General features: G+C 54.0%; 19 protein-coding genes. 11 read left to right on the forward strand and 8 right to left on the reverse strand.

Annotated features, from left to right (window positions below):
• Positions 1-247: 247 nt before the first annotated feature.
• Entirely contained in the window at positions 248-361 is a 114-nt protein-coding gene (locus VEB01_RS05635) for an entericidin A/B family lipoprotein (RefSeq protein ID WP_324873597.1), read from the forward strand.
• A 137-nt stretch (positions 362-498) separates the two neighbouring features.
• Positions 499-2079, forward strand: coding sequence for a peptide chain release factor 3 (locus VEB01_RS05640; protein WP_324873565.1), 1581 nt, complete (start codon positions 499-501; stop codon positions 2077-2079).
• Between the two features lie 15 nt (positions 2080-2094).
• Here the strand turns inward: VEB01_RS05640 and soxZ are convergent, their stop codons facing one another.
• Positions 2095-2451 carry a thiosulfate oxidation carrier complex protein SoxZ gene (gene soxZ / locus VEB01_RS05645; RefSeq protein ID WP_324873567.1) on the reverse strand — a complete coding sequence of 119 codons (357 nt, stop codon included), beginning with the start codon at positions 2449-2451 and terminating at the stop codon, positions 2095-2097.
• A 31-nt stretch (positions 2452-2482) separates the two neighbouring features.
• Here soxZ and soxY point away from each other — a divergent pair, with 31 nt between their 5' ends.
• Positions 2483-2935 carry a thiosulfate oxidation carrier protein SoxY gene (gene soxY / locus VEB01_RS05650; protein ID WP_324873569.1) on the forward strand — a complete coding sequence of 151 codons (453 nt, stop codon included), beginning with the start codon at positions 2483-2485 and terminating at the stop codon, positions 2933-2935.
• 13 nt (positions 2936-2948) lie between these two features.
• Here the strand turns inward: soxY and VEB01_RS05655 are convergent, their stop codons facing one another.
• The 3 genes from VEB01_RS05655 to nagZ are packed head-to-tail and all read right to left on the reverse strand — an operon-like array spanning position 2949 to position 5292.
• Positions 2949-3686, reverse strand: a complete 738-nt coding sequence (locus VEB01_RS05655; RefSeq protein WP_324873571.1) for an S-methyl-5'-thioinosine phosphorylase — start codon at positions 3684-3686, stop codon at positions 2949-2951.
• A gap of 14 nt (positions 3687-3700) precedes the next feature.
• A complete protein-coding gene (locus VEB01_RS05660; protein WP_324873573.1) occupies positions 3701-4252 on the reverse strand; it encodes a hypoxanthine-guanine phosphoribosyltransferase in 552 nt (183 codons plus the stop codon).
• On the reverse strand, positions 4249-5292 hold the full coding sequence (nagZ, locus tag VEB01_RS05665; RefSeq protein WP_324873575.1) for a beta-N-acetylhexosaminidase: 1044 nt from the start codon (positions 5290-5292) through the stop codon (positions 4249-4251). The genes VEB01_RS05660 and nagZ overlap by 4 nt, the downstream gene beginning before the upstream one ends.
• Positions 5293-5450: 158 nt before the next feature.
• Between nagZ and VEB01_RS05670 the strand changes: the two genes are divergently transcribed.
• A complete protein-coding gene (locus tag VEB01_RS05670) occupies positions 5451-5792 on the forward strand; it encodes a flagellar basal body-associated FliL family protein (RefSeq protein ID WP_324873577.1) in 342 nt (113 codons plus the stop codon).
• A 12-nt stretch (positions 5793-5804) separates the two neighbouring features.
• Entirely contained in the window at positions 5805-6149 is a 345-nt protein-coding gene (locus tag VEB01_RS05675) for a phenylpyruvate tautomerase MIF-related protein (RefSeq protein WP_324873578.1), read from the forward strand.
• Between the two features lie 28 nt (positions 6150-6177).
• On the opposite strand, the gene VEB01_RS05680 is transcribed toward VEB01_RS05675, so the two are convergent.
• A complete protein-coding gene (locus VEB01_RS05680) occupies positions 6178-6489 on the reverse strand; it encodes a DUF1244 domain-containing protein (protein WP_324873580.1) in 312 nt (103 codons plus the stop codon).
• Between the two features lie 282 nt (positions 6490-6771).
• Here VEB01_RS05680 and VEB01_RS05685 point away from each other — a divergent pair, with 282 nt between their 5' ends.
• Genes VEB01_RS05685 through VEB01_RS05705 form a run of 5 tightly spaced genes read left to right on the forward strand, consistent with a single transcriptional unit; the run spans position 6772 to position 9319 of the window.
• Positions 6772-7152 carry a hypothetical protein gene (locus VEB01_RS05685; RefSeq protein WP_324873582.1) on the forward strand — a complete coding sequence of 127 codons (381 nt, stop codon included), beginning with the start codon at positions 6772-6774 and terminating at the stop codon, positions 7150-7152.
• 30 nt (positions 7153-7182) lie between these two features.
• Entirely contained in the window at positions 7183-7725 is a 543-nt protein-coding gene (locus VEB01_RS05690; RefSeq protein WP_324873584.1) for a septation protein A, read from the forward strand.
• Positions 7725-8024 (forward strand): YciI family protein, encoded by a 300-nt coding sequence (locus VEB01_RS05695; protein ID WP_324873586.1) that lies wholly within the window; start codon positions 7725-7727, stop codon positions 8022-8024. Before VEB01_RS05690 ends, VEB01_RS05695 begins: the two co-directional genes overlap by 1 nt.
• Complete coding sequence (locus tag VEB01_RS05700) at positions 8024-8314, forward strand: BolA family protein (RefSeq protein ID WP_324873588.1); 291 nt, start codon at positions 8024-8026, stop codon at positions 8312-8314. The genes VEB01_RS05695 and VEB01_RS05700 overlap by 1 nt, the downstream gene beginning before the upstream one ends.
• A complete protein-coding gene (locus tag VEB01_RS05705; RefSeq protein ID WP_324873590.1) occupies positions 8315-9319 on the forward strand; it encodes a peptidylprolyl isomerase in 1005 nt (334 codons plus the stop codon).
• A gap of 41 nt (positions 9320-9360) precedes the next feature.
• Here the strand turns inward: VEB01_RS05705 and VEB01_RS05710 are convergent, their stop codons facing one another.
• Together VEB01_RS05710 and VEB01_RS05715 are read right to left on the reverse strand one after the other, a co-directional pair.
• Entirely contained in the window at positions 9361-10503 is a 1143-nt protein-coding gene (locus tag VEB01_RS05710; protein WP_324873592.1) for a DUF484 family protein, read from the reverse strand.
• 130 nt (positions 10504-10633) lie between these two features.
• A complete protein-coding gene (locus tag VEB01_RS05715; protein WP_324873594.1) occupies positions 10634-11725 on the reverse strand; it encodes a PA0069 family radical SAM protein in 1092 nt (363 codons plus the stop codon).
• A 59-nt stretch (positions 11726-11784) separates the two neighbouring features.
• On the opposite strand from VEB01_RS05715, the gene moeA reads away from it, so the two are divergent.
• Positions 11785-13059 carry a molybdopterin molybdotransferase MoeA gene (moeA, locus tag VEB01_RS05720; protein ID WP_324873595.1) on the forward strand — a complete coding sequence of 425 codons (1275 nt, stop codon included), beginning with the start codon at positions 11785-11787 and terminating at the stop codon, positions 13057-13059.
• Positions 13060-13156: 97 nt separating this feature from the next.
• Here moeA and VEB01_RS23050 read toward each other — a convergent pair whose 3' ends face one another.
• On the reverse strand, positions 13157-13537 hold the full coding sequence (locus tag VEB01_RS23050) for a PilZ domain-containing protein (RefSeq protein ID WP_414675419.1): 381 nt from the start codon (positions 13535-13537) through the stop codon (positions 13157-13159).
• Positions 13538-13765 lie beyond the last annotated feature (228 nt).

The raw sequence follows: 13765 nt of genomic DNA on the forward strand, positions 1-13765 counted from the left end.
TGATCGAATGCTTCTTTGGCAAAATCAAACACTTCCGAAGAATCTTTGCCCGCTTCGAAAAATTGCAGCGTAACTTCATGGGCTTTCTTCGCTTCGTCTCAGCACTCATCTGGTTGCGTTGAAATGTCAACAGAACCTAGACACTTCGAGCCAAAGTTATTGAAATCAGCCGTGACTAACCCCTATAGTGATCGGTCGAATTTTTTTGTGGAGGGCATTTGTGAGGAAATTCGCTTTTAGCGTCCTGATGTCGCTAGTGATTGCAGCGCTCGCGGGGTGCAATACCGTGTCGGGCTTCGGTAAGGATGTTCAAAAGCTCGGCAGGAAGATGGAAGATGCCGCTGATCGGCGCAACAGATAGTGTGATTCCCGTCTTTCCAAACACATTGCAACCAGGCCGGCCGCGATAAGGCCATAGTCTCTCAGTAGAGAGTCGTACTCGGCTGCCGTTACTCGCGGCGAGCACGGTATAATTCCCGTTTTTCGTTGCAACTTTCGATGTCTGAATTCATTTCGGAATTAAACCGCCGCCGCACCTTCGCCATTATTTCTCACCCGGACGCCGGTAAAACCACGTTGACCGAAAAGCTCCTCCTGTTCGGAGGCGCGATCCAGATGGCCGGTTCGGTCAAAGGGCGCAAAGCGGCTCGTCACGCTACCTCGGACTGGATGGAGATGGAAAAGCAGAGAGGGATTTCGGTCACGACTTCGGTCATGCAGTTCGAGCATAAGGACAAGATCTTCAATCTGCTGGATACCCCCGGGCATGAGGACTTTTCCGAGGATACTTACCGGACGCTTACGGCAGTGGACTCCGCATTGATGGTGATCGACAGCGCCAAGGGTGTCGAGGAACGGACTATCAAACTCATGGAGGTGTGCCGATTAAGAGACACACCGATCCTGACTTTCATCAACAAGCTCGACCGGGAAGGGCGGGAGCCCATCGAATTGCTGGATGAAATCGAGCGCATCCTAAAGATTCAATGTGCGCCTATGACGTGGCCCATCGGCATGGGTAAGCGCTTCAAGGGCGTTTATCAGTTATATGCGGACGCGGTTCAGTTGTTCAGTCCTTCCCATGGTGACCGCATCGTCGAAGGGGAGGTGATCCAGGGACTGGATAATCCTCGGTTAGATGAAGTGCTGGGTGATCAAGCGGACGAATTGCGGATGGAGATCGAACTGGTGCGCGGCGCCAGTCATGAGTTCGATATCCACGCGTATCTGGCCGGAAAGCAAACGCCGGTATTTTTCGGCTCGGCGATCAATAACTTCGGCGTGCTGGAGTTGTTGGACGCATTTGCAGACTACGCGCCGCCGCCTCAATCGCGGCGAGCCCGCGAGCGCCCGGTGGAGCCCGATGAAGAAAGGTTCACGGGTTTCGTCTTCAAAATTCAGGCGAACATGGACCCCGCGCACCGCGATCGCATCGCCTTTCTAAGGATCTGCTCGGGCAAATACGTGAAAGGCATGCGGATGCACCACGTGCGCATCGGCAAATCCGTGCAGATAGCGAATGCCATCACGTTCCAGGCCGATACCCGAACCAACGTTGAAGAAGCATATCCGGGTGACATCATCGGCTTGCATAACCACGGCACGATTCAGGTGGGCGATACGTTCAGTCAGGGCGAGACGCTCAAGTACGAGGGGGTGCCCTATTTCGCTCCGGAATTGTTCCGTCGGGTGGTGCTGAAAGACCCGCTTCGTGCCAAGGCCTTGCAAAAGGGATTGCAGCAGTTGACTGAAGAGGGTGCGACTCAGCTCTTTCGTCCGCTCAAGAATAACGATCTTATCCTTGGCGCCGTTGGGGTCTTGCAGTTCGACGTGACGGCTTTCCGGTTGAAGTCGGAGTACAACGTGGAATGCGTTTACGACAACGTGCCGGTCACCACGGCGCGTTGGGTCGGATGTGACGATCCGAAGAAGCTGGAGGAGTTCAAGCGCAAGGTTTTCGATAATCTAGCCGAGGACGGCAGCGGTTATTTGGTCTATCTGGCGAGCAGCCGGGTAAACCTGCAGCTTACCCAAGAGCGCTGGCCGGATATCCGCTTCAGCGCGACCCGCGAATTGTAAGCGGGTCGCAGGAAGTTAACTGATCGTGCCTTCGGCGCTGTCAGTGTTTCCCAGGTTATCCGCCCAGGTTACACGGATGCGGTCGCCCGTTTTTCCGCCGCGAAATCGAATCGAGATGTAGGGATCTTTGGACACAGCCGTGCTTAGCTCGCAAGTTGCGACCAGCCGTCGGTTGTGCTCTATTTTTACTTCCCGAATAAAGTGAGCCGGAACGATCCTTCCCGTCAGGTCGTCTCGCCGGCGACCGGTTTCCATGGGGTGGGTGATGAGCATGCGAACGGTCGTTAAGCCGTTTTCCTGCTTGGTGCGTATCTTGATGCTGGACATGTTGGTGACTGAAGTTCGATCGAGGCCGAAGTTTAAGGTAGTCATTAGATAACTCGGGTTCAAGCAGGGAATCTACGTGGCGCAATCCAGACGCAATTTCTTTCGAATGCTGGCCGCTTTGGCCGTGATGACCGGACTCTGGTCGCCTGTGCTTGGCGCGGCAAAATCCAAGGTGACGCAACGAACGGGCGACGGTTTCAGTCGACTGCTTGCTGATGTGTTGGCGGGAGCATCATGGGCCGAGACCGACCAGATTGCGCTCGACGTGCCGGACTTGGCCGAGAATGGGGCAATCGTGCCGATTTCGGTAGAGAGCCGGTTGCCGAATACCTCGCGGATGCTCATCTTCGTGGAGAAAAACCCCACGCCGCTTGCGGCTCAGATTCGTTTCGAGCCAGGAGCCGACGGGTTCGCATCCTTGCGCCTAAAGATGAACGAAACGAGCCCGATACTGGTGATTGCGGAGTCGGAGGGGAAGTTTTTCGGAACGCAAAAGACCGTGAAGGTAATGGTCGGCGGCTGCGGTTAAACGCGGCGATGCCTTACGCCTGAACCAGATGTCTCAAGATCAAGGCTAAATCGTCCATTCCGGCAATCAAGTTCGCCTCGATTTCCGCCATCGTAATCTCGGCCGCCGTTTTTCCCGCCGCCCAATTGGCAACCACGGCGCAGCAGGCGTAATCGATGCCGAGTTCTCGTGCCAGGGCGGCTTCCGGCATACCGGTCATTCCCACGAGATCGCTGCCGTCACGCTCCATGCGGCTGATTTCCGCCGCGGTTTCCAGCCGCGGCCCTTGCGTGCAGCCATACACGCCGCCGTCGACGATGCCGACGCCGGCGACCCGAGCTGCCGTCAATACCTTTTCCCGCAACCACGGGCTGTAGGGGTGAGTGAAATCGATGTGGGTCACCAGATCGAGGTCTACCTCGAAGAATGTGTGTGGCCGCCCGTAGGTGTAATCGATGATTTGGTCGGGTATGGCGATTTTTCCCGGCACCATGTCTGCGCGGATGCCACCTACGGCGGCTACCGCCAAAATGCAGGTGACGCCCGCTTCTTTCAGCGCCCATATGTTCGCGCGGTAATTGATCTTGTGCGGCGGGACGATATGCGGATTGCCGTGGCGTGCCAGAAACACCAGGTCTTGTTGATGGAAGCGGCCGAAAACCAGCTCCGACGATGGATCTCCATACGGTGTCGTGACTCTTTCACGCCGGACAATCGTCAGATCGGGGAGTCGCGTGAGGCCCGTTCCTCCAATGATAGCCATTTGGTTCATGGTGGTCCCCTTTATCAGTAAACCCGCTTACAGGCGAAGATGCCCGGCCAATTGCGAAGATAGTTCTTGTAATCCATGCCGAAACCGAACAGGTAGCGGTCCTCGGCTTCCAATCCGATAAAATCGGCGCGACAAGGTTTTTCCTTGTTCAATTTTTTGTCTACGACGACAGCGGTGTATACAGATTCGGCGCCTTCCTCGAGACAGTACTTCCGAATCTCGGCCAGCGTAATACCTTCATCCAAAATGTCGTCGATTATAAGCACCGTCCGTCCTCGGAGAGAGATAGTCGGCTTCAGAAGCCAGCGAATCTCGCTGCCGCGGGTTTCTCCTTGATAGCGTCCAGCTTTGATGGAGTCGATTTCCAAGGGGAAGTGCAGACGCAGGGCGAGCTTTGTGGTGGGAATGATGCCGCCGTTGAGAACCGAAAGCAGCAATGGAGCCCTATCGCCGATAAGAGCAGTTATTTCGGTCGCCATGCGGTCGAGGGCCGCTTCGACCTCGCTTTCCGTAAAAAGGCAGTCGGCCTCGGCGATCACTCTTTCGATTTCTTCCGATATGTTCATGCGTGTCCTGTTTGTTCGTTGATGGACGCGATCATTTCCGTAGCGCGTTGCCAGTCTGCGCTGGCCAATAATGCGTTACGATCCATAGAAAAGTGGCCCCGCATCCGTTGGAGCCGGGATTCGCGTTCTGGATTGGAATGATTCGTCAAGGCTTCAAGAACCTGCCCCGCGGCTTCCGGCATGTTGCAGACGAGGACCATGTCGCAACCGGCTTCGAGCGCTAGCCGGGCGCGGTCGACGTAGTTTCCGGCAAAGGCTGCGCCGGCCATGGACAGATCGTCGCTAAATACGGTTCCGCCAAATCCGAGCCGGCGGCGGAGGACTTCTTGGATCCAAAATCTTGAAAAACCGGCGGGCCGCTCATCGATTGCCGCATAAACCACGTGGGCCGGCATGATTCCCTCCAGCCCGAACTCGATCAGGGTTTTGAATGGCTGTAAGTCGCGGTTTTCAATTTCATCAAAGGCGCGGTGGTCGACCGGGAGCGCAAGATGGGAATCCTCCGCCACGCCACCATGGCCGGGAAAGTGTTTTCCGACGGCGGCCATTCCGGCTCGTCTCATGCCTTTCGCAAAAGCTCGGGCGAGGGTCGCCGCTTCCAATGGGTCGCGGGAAAATGCACGATTGCCGATAATGTCGCTGATCCCCGAATCCACATCTAAAACGGGTGCGAAACTGAAATCGACGTCAATCGCTCGGAGTTCCGCCGCCATGAGCCAGCCGGCCGTTTCGGCCGTAGCCTCCGAGAGCGTCTGTTGCCCGTTCGACTCTCGATAACGTGCGGCGGGCGGTAATCCTGTAAATCCTTCGCGGAAGCGCTGCACGCGGCCGCCTTCGTGATCTACCGCAATCAAAATTTCCGGGCGCGAAGCGCGAATTTCTCCGATAAGAGTCATGAGCTGTTGGGGCGACTCATAATTCCGGCTGAACAAAATGAGCCCCCCTGCGGCAGGGTGAGTCAATTTGTCTTTCTCATCGGGACTTAGGGTGAGGCCCTGTAGATCGAGCATTACAGGACCCAGAGGTTTGGGTGGTCTCATGGGAATCGGCCGGAAATACTGAAGGGCCATGATTTTAAACTATAATCGGGCGAACGCGACGAAACGCTAATCAAAAGCTACTTGGAGAATCTGTCGTGGGAAGATCGAGAATTCTGGCTCTGTTTCTTCTTTTCTTGCTTAGTCCGTTTGTTTGCGCCATGAGCGGCGAAGAAGGCGAGGGCGGAGATGGCGGGGTCGAATATTTGCCGTTGGCATCGGTGCTGGTGAATCTTGAAGGAAAACGCCATTACCTTAGAGCCGACATTCAACTGTTGGTCGATGGCAAGGAGAATGCGGAAAAAATTAAAATGCACATGCCGCCTATTCGCCATGCTTTGATCATGCTTTTTTCCAACCGCAATCCCGAGCAGCTTTCCGCTGCCGATGAGCGCGAGAAGCTTCGTCAAGCTGCGCTGCAGGATGTCACCAAAACCTTGGAAAAATACGGTGCGAGCGAAGGGCTAAAGGATTTATTCTTTACCGATTTTCTTGTCCAGTAGTGGAGTTGTGCTATGCCCTATCTGACAATGCAGATCAATCGGCCGGTTGCTCCCGACCAGCGCGAGTCGCTCTTGGTTGCGGCTTCACGCCTGTTGGCCAAGGAGCTCGGAAAGCCGGAAGCGTATGTGATGGTGAGTTTGAACGGAGATGTTCCCATGCTGTTTGCCGGCACCAGCGAGCCGGCGGCCTATGTGGAACTTAAGAGTATCGGCCTGCCCGCCGTTCAGACCAAGTCCCTATCCAGGACAATCTGCGGCTTGCTGGAGCAGCAACTCAAGATCTCCCCGGCGCGGGTTTATATAGAATTTACCGATATCAAAGGTAGTCATTGGGGCTGGAACGGCGGAACATTCTAATGTCCCTGCGTCGGGCGGATCGATGCCGCTAATGATCGGCGGCTTCCTTGCGACGTTGGATTTCCTCCATGGCCTTGAGTTGCTCCGGCGTGGCTTCCTTTTGATACTTGGCTTTCCATTCGGCGTACGGCATGCCATAAATGATTTCCTGCGCGGCGGGATATTCCATTTCGATGCCTCGTTCCTTGGCCGCGGCGCCGTACCATTTGGCCAGGCAGTTACGGCAAAAGTCCGCCAAAAGCATCAGGTCGATGTTCTGTACGTCGGTATGATCGCGCAGATGCTGTAGCAAACGTCGGAAAGCAGCCGCTTCCAGTTCGATTCTGGTTTGTTCGTCCATAGGTTTGGGTGTGACTGTTTAGATAAAACCTTATTGATTAAAAATTGGACCGAGGCGCCTTGGAAAAGCTCAATAAGCAGAGTGGTGCCGTATCAGTCCGAAGCGTTCTGATTAATATCCGTAGGCATTTTCTGTTTTCGACTTGATGCGCTTCCCATGCGTAGCCTTTGATGTGTTGGAGCTTCGGCATATTGGTCGGCAGGGTATTGTCGAGTATAAGGTTCTGTGAAATATTATGTATTATAAAGGATTGAATAGGTAAACCGTAGGCGCCTTCCGACAGTGGATATTCAAAAAGCCGCCTCTACATCTGCTTACACGCTCGCCGAAATCAGACGTCAGCGCGAGCTTACGGCTATTCGAGAGATCAGTCCGGCTGGTTCTGGGACAGCGGCTGAGGTTAAAAATACCGACATTAGGGAAGATGGTCGCGGTACAGAAGGTGTCGCCGCGTCGGATGAACTTGAAGCCGTCCTAAATCACCTCAATCAGTTGACCAAGCGGCGGAATGAAAGCGAAGAGCAGCGAGCCGAACGATACCAATTGGCGCTGAGTGCCAGGGCGAAGCACGCACTAAATGCCTATCTAACACAATCCGATTTGCCGCAATATGAGGCAAAAAGCGCTCTCAGCCAAATATTAGGCGTGGACGACTACGCCTGATTTCAAACCTTTTTCAGCCACATCCGGACTATGAAGTTACTGTTCGATTTTTTTCCGATTTTTCTTTTTTTTATTGCATATAAAGTCTCCGGCATTTACGCCGCAACCCTAGCCGCTATTGTCGCTACTGTCGTTCAGGTGGGTATCACCTGGTTCAAGACGCGCAAAGTCGAGCCCATGCACTTGGTGTCGCTGGCGATCATCGTTGTTTTTGGTGGTGCGACATTGTTTTTGAAAGATGAGCTCTTCATCAAATGGAAGCCGACCGTACTCAATTGGTTGTTCGGTATAGCCTTTCTAGCCAGCCAGCTATTTAGTGAGAGAACGCTGATCGAGCGTATGTTAGGTAATCAGATTGAATTGCCAGGATCAGTTTGGCGTAGATTGAATCTGAGCTGGGCCTTCTTCTTCGTCATTCTCGGCGGTGTCAACCTATTCGTAATTTACAATTTCAACACGGAGATTTGGGTCAACTTTAAGCTTTTCGGCCTCTTGGGGCTGACGTTCTTGTTTGTCGTTGTCCAGTCCATATATCTATCCCGTTTCTTGCCTGAACCCAAACCGGAGGAGTAATGCTCTACGCCATTATTTGTGAGGATGCCGAGGGAAGTCTCCGGTTTCGCCAGGAGGCGCGCCCTGCCCATCTTGAGCGGCTGAAAGCGCTGCAAGCCGAGGGGCGGTTGATCTTGGCGGGTCCCCACCCGGCTGTTGATTGCGAAGATCCCGGCGAAGCCGGATTTACCGGCAGCTTAATTGTCGCTGAGTTCCCCTCCCTGGCCGCCGCTCAAGCCTGGGCGGATGGGGATCCTTATCGTCGGGCCGGAGTGTATGCGCGTGTTACGGTTAAACCATTCAAGAAGGTGTTCCTATAATGACGAGCCGGGTCGAAAAAATCAGGGGTCGACTGGAGGAGGCGCTCTTGCCGGTACATTTGGAAATCATGGATGACAGTATGGCGCATGCCGGTCACTCAGGCGCCATGGAAACCGGCGGCGGGCATTTTTACGCCACTATTGTGTCTGAGGCTTTTGAAGGAAAGAGTTCGGTTCAGCGGCACCAGTTGGTTTATCGTGCGCTGGGCGACCTGATGCAGAAAGAGATACACGCCTTCAGTATCAAGGCTTTCACTCCCTTTGAATTTCAACAAAAAGGAAACCCATAAATGAAGACATACTCACTTGTCGCCGCCATCGCCAGCGCGATGGTTGTCGCCGGATGCAACAATGTTGGCACTGATGCCCAAAAGGGTGCGACAAGCACGTCCGAGGCCCCGAGTGCTGAGAACTCAGTCGCCGTAGTCAATGGCAAAGCAATCAGCAGGCCCGCGGTCGATATTTTGTCATCGGAACTGGCTCAGCGCCGCGGCGAAAATAGCGTACCGGAAGACAAAATCATTGATGAACTGATCAAGCGCGAACTGCTCCGCCAGGAAGCCGAGGCTCAGCAACTGACTAAAGATCCGAAATACGCCGCACGCGTAGAAAACGCGGACCGCATGGTGTTGTCACAAATCGCCGCGGAACATTTCATTAATAGCGCTCCGATTACGGACGAAGAGTTGAAGAAGGAATATGACCAGCGGGTCGGTTCGATGAAGCTGACCGAATATAAGGCCAAGCATATCTTAGTGGAGACGGAGGATGCGGCGAAGGATGTGATAAAAAGGCTCCAAAAAGGAGAAAAATTCGCGGATATCGCGAAGAAAGTTTCTAAAGATCCCGGCTCCAAGGCAAATGGCGGTGATTTAGGCTGGTTTAACCCGCAACAAATGGTGCCGCCGTTCGCGAATGCGGTGGTTGCACTCAAGAATGGCGAATTAACTCAAGCGCCGGTTCAGACTCAGTTCGGTTGGCACGTGATTCAGCGCGAAGATTCACGGGATCAGCCGCCACCGCCCTTTGATGCTGTTAAAGATCAATTGCGATCCATGATGCAAACGCAAAAGTTGCAACAGCACATTACTGAACTGAAAAACAAGGCGAAAATAGAGCAGTTCCAGAAACCGAAGCCGGCTGAAAGTCCTGCGATCGATCCATCGAAGCAGCCCGATACCAGCTTGGAATCAAATAAGCCGGAACCAGAAAAACCAGCGGAAAGCCCTGCGGTGGAGCCGTCGGACAGCAGCCCCGAAGCAAACACGCCTGAACCGCCAAAACCGGCTAAATAGCCTTGCACTGAATATTAGAGCCGGAGGCGTTTTCTCCGGCTCTAAAAGCCGGCAACGTACTGTTGCGGTGCTTTTTTGATGCTTGGTTTAACAAACCCGCCGCTGACCACACAATTTCGACCGTTGTTTTTGGCCTGATACAGCGCCATATCGGCCGCTTCGATAAGCCGGGCGTCGGTGGCGTCAACCCCGTTGACCTTTGCCGGGTCCAAAGTGGCTACGCCGATAGACAAACTTATCTTCAGTATCTCGCCGTCCTTGTCGTAGAACTCGCGACTGGTGATGCGTTGGCGGATTCGTTCGGCAACATCGGCGGCAGCTCGATCACCCGTCCCCGTAGAGAGAAGTGCCACGAACTCCTCGCCGCCATAGCGAGCCAATACGTCGTTGTTCCGCAGCATGGAACGAATTGTCTGTGCCACGTCGACTAACACTCGATCACCGCTTTGATGCCCATAGGTATCATTGACTTTCTTGAAGTGATCGACATCCAGAAATAAGCATGACAGACATTCGCCGCTACGTAGCGCCCGGTCAACCTCTTCGCTGATACGTTGTTCGAAATAGCGCCGATTGTTGACGCCGGTGAGCATATCGATCAGGCTGGTCCGCCGCAGCAACTCGAAATTCAGGGTGTTTTCAAGGCATACGCTGAGTACGCAGGCCAGGCGATCCAGAAAATCGGTCGCCATCTGCTCGCAAAAACGGGTCGTGTCGGCGCTCGCAAGGTTTAAGCTTCCCATGAGTCTGCCTCGCCGGTAAAGAGGCAAGAGCGCGACGCTGGGAGAGATGTCCGGCAAGGTTGGGAAAAATGCGGCGCATTTTTCCGGCTTATAGGATCCTAAATAAGGCCTCAAGGTCTTTCGGAAAGTTCGATCTAGTATTTCGCCGCTGGAGAGTAAGATGAGGTTTGGCAGTTTAGCGACATCTAGGCCGTCTTCTCTGAGGAAGTGCTCCAGCTCGCCTTTTTCGTCAATCAATACGAAGGTAACGGCGTCAAGCTCGAATACAGTTCGGGTATCTTCCAGGACTTGATCGACCAGTTCACGCAAAGAGTTCAGCGTGAGCAAAGTCATTTCCAATGTTTGGAAGCGATGCAGTTTGATCTGGTTCTGTCGAATACAGTCGACGAGGTTACCCAGGTGGCTTTGTAGGACGCATAATTCGGTGTAAAGCTCGTCCAAACTCGGGATCCTTAGGCGGTGCTTTGACTTTTACTTTCAGCGTGAAAGCGTAGCACAAGTTTCCGGAAGCAATGGTTGCGGCTAGCCGGACATCCGTAAATTCAGCTTGTTTCGGAGATTCCAGCAAGCATCAGAACAGGCTGGTTTGCACAGGGGCATCGCTGGGGGGCTGAAAGAGATCCGAATTTAGATGGATTTCAGTGGCATTCAGCCCCGTTTTCTTGAGAGCCAGCAGGAATCGCTTCTGGATGAGGTCAGCATAAATACCTGATCCGGATTGGCGAAGGCCGAAGCTCGATTCATACGGTTTACCGCCATGGATATCACGCTGTCGCGCCAGAACGTGCTTGGCTTTAAGCGGGGTATGGGTTTCCAGCCATTCGCGAAATAATCCATTCAATTCAAGAGGAAGGCGCAGCATGATGTACTCGGCACGGACGGCCCCATGTGCAGCCGCTTGAGCAAGAATAGTTTCAAGTTCCGCATCCGTGAGGATTGGAATCACCGGGGCGACCAGTACGGTAACCGGCACGCCAGCGTCTACCAGCAGGCGAATCGATTGGAGGCGACGTTGCGGACTGGTGGCCCGCGGCTCCATGATCCGGGCTAGCCCTTTGTCAAGTGTGGTGATGGAAATCTGGACTTGAGCCAAACGTTCCCGAGCCATTGCCGAAAGAAGGTCAAGGTCGCGCTCGATCAGAGCCGATTTGGTCGTGATACTGACCGGGTGGCGGCATTCGTAGAGCACCTCGAGTATCTGCCGGGTGATGTGCCACTCCTTCTCAAGAGGTTGATAGGGATCGGTGTTGGCGCCCAAAGCAATTGGAGAAGGGCGGTGGGTTTTCTTGGCTAGCTCTTTCCGCAGCAGATCCGCCGCATCGGGTTTGACGAACAGCCGGCTTTCGAAGTCCAGTCCGGGCGATAGCCCCAAATAAGCATGGCTAGGCCGCGCATAGCAATAGATGCAACCATGTTCACAGCCCCGGTAGGCGTTAATCGATTGATCGAAAGGGATGTCCGGCGACCGGTTACGGGTGATAATGCTGCGAGAGGTTTCGTGCGTTACGATGGTTTTCAGCGGAGGGGTATCCTCGGGCCACCAGCCGTCATCGATCTTTTCTCGAACAGTCTCGGAGTAGCGGGACTCCCGATTGCTTGCGGCTCCCCGACCTTTGATCGGCGCATTCGGGGCAGGAATTTTATCGAATTTGTCTTCGCTCATTCTCGCCGCCAATAGTACCATTCTTACCGGTTCCGAATAATTTCTTGCTTGGTTTTGCCATGACTACGACGCCGATTAACCACCCCAGTTGTAGCGACGATGAAGAACACGATGCGCTTCATGTCAATGAAGCGTTAAGACGTATGCTGGAAGCTGTTTCCTCGGTTAAGGGTTATGAGCAAGTCGGCATACTTGAGGCCGCAGCTAGAGTTTTGCATGAGTCCGTGGTCTCGCCGCTGGATGTGCCTTCCCATACCAATGCGGCCGTCGATGGCTATGCCTTGAGGGGAGAGGATTTGCCGGGTTCAGATAGCATGGCGAAAATGCGGGTGGTGGGCCTGGCTTTGGCGGGAAAACCCTTCGCTGGAACCGTGCTTCCGGGCCAAGTTGTGCGCATCATGACCGGCGCACCCATGCCGGCCGGGTCCGATACCGTGTTGATGCAGGAGCACGTCGATATCGACGAAGATTATATCGGCGTCACCGGAGGGCGGCATCGCACCGCGGACAATGTCCGCATGGCGGGTGAGAATATCAAGCGCGGAGAAACGGTTCTAAACCAGGGGCGCTATCTGACCCCGCCGGATGTCGGGCTGATCGCCTCTTTGGGAATTAGCGAGATTAGGGTCAAGAGGCGGCCCCGGGTTGCTCTTTTGTCCACGGGAGACGAAGTGCATCAGATTGGCAGATCGCTGGGAGTTGGCGGCATATACGACAGCAACCGTTATACGCTCCACTCAGCGTTAAAGCGGTTGAGCGTTAAGGTGATGGATCAAGGTATTGTGCCCGATGATTCGGAGTTGTTAAGAGAAGCCTTGACGAGAGCCGCTTCCACTGCCGATGTGGTCATTTCCTCGGGAGGTGTGTCGGTGGGTGAGGCTGATTTCGTCAAGGAGGTTCTGTCTTCGATAGGCAGTATCGGTTTTTGGAAGGTTGCTATGAAGCCGGGGCGCCCCTTGGCTTTCGGTAATATCGGTGCGTCAACTTTCATCGGATTGCCGGGTAACCCGGTTGCCGTGATGGTGAGTTTTTACCAATTTGTCCTTCCGTTGCTTGAGAAAAAAATGGGGATCCTGGAGCGGCCGGTTATTCCCACGTTGAAAGCCAAGTGTATTGAGCGGTTGGTTAAGAGGCCGGGCCGTACGGAGTATCAGCGGGGTATTCTCGAAAGAACTCATACCGGCGATTGGCTAGTGCGTACGAGCGGCAAACAGGGTTCCGGTATTCTTCGCTCCATGAGCCTGGCGAACGCCTTGATTATCCTGGAGCACGACCGCGCTTCCGTGGAGCCGGGCGAAACGGTCGAGGCGTTGCCGTTCGCCTATTTGATGTAGGCTGCAAGGCAATTACTTCAGGTTTCGGGAAATGGCGATCTTCCTTTGAATCAGTCGGACTATCATGTTTTGATCTTGGCTGACCATAGCTCGACGGCTAGGTTTTACGCGAGTCCGCCGCCTTCGTCGAGTGCCGAAAGCCGAGGCCGATTCCGTGCTGCGACTCTCGTACTATAACAACCGAGTAGCGAGCCAACCGCACTAAATTCCCGTGTTCAAGAGTGAAGATCAACCGGGCTGGTTCTCCAACGAGCCTACTCAACGGTTTTGTGGTTTCAATGAAGACACCGGATCGGCTTATGTTTTTCGCGATTCCCCGCAAAGGGCTGCTCGAGGGCGTGATTAGATAAGCGGAAATCCGCGAATCCAACCGCGGTGCGTGCCGGCGTTCCTTTTCCGAATTTGTTCTGCTTCCTAACATAAGGCTTGCCCGGTTGTCGTAGATATAGATTTGCTCACAAACGCTGCTATATCGCATCGTTTGGCGAGCAAACGGAGTTTTATGTACCTCGGGTATGGCTACAGGACGATGATAGCAGGTGATGAAAGCTCATAAAATCGTTAGCGGGCGTTTCTAGAGTTATGCTCGAAAGTTGTGGATGAGGGGCTGAGGTAGGCGGCGTATTCTGGATGGTCTTCGAGGTCATCCATTCCTGTTGAGAGGAGCGAATACGCCATGAGTGAAGATAAGGTCATTCGGTTGAAG

Origin of the sequence: Methylocaldum sp. (assembly GCF_035627495.1) — a bacterium.
In the GTDB taxonomy this organism is placed as follows: Bacteria; Pseudomonadota; Gammaproteobacteria; order Methylococcales; family Methylococcaceae; genus Methylocaldum.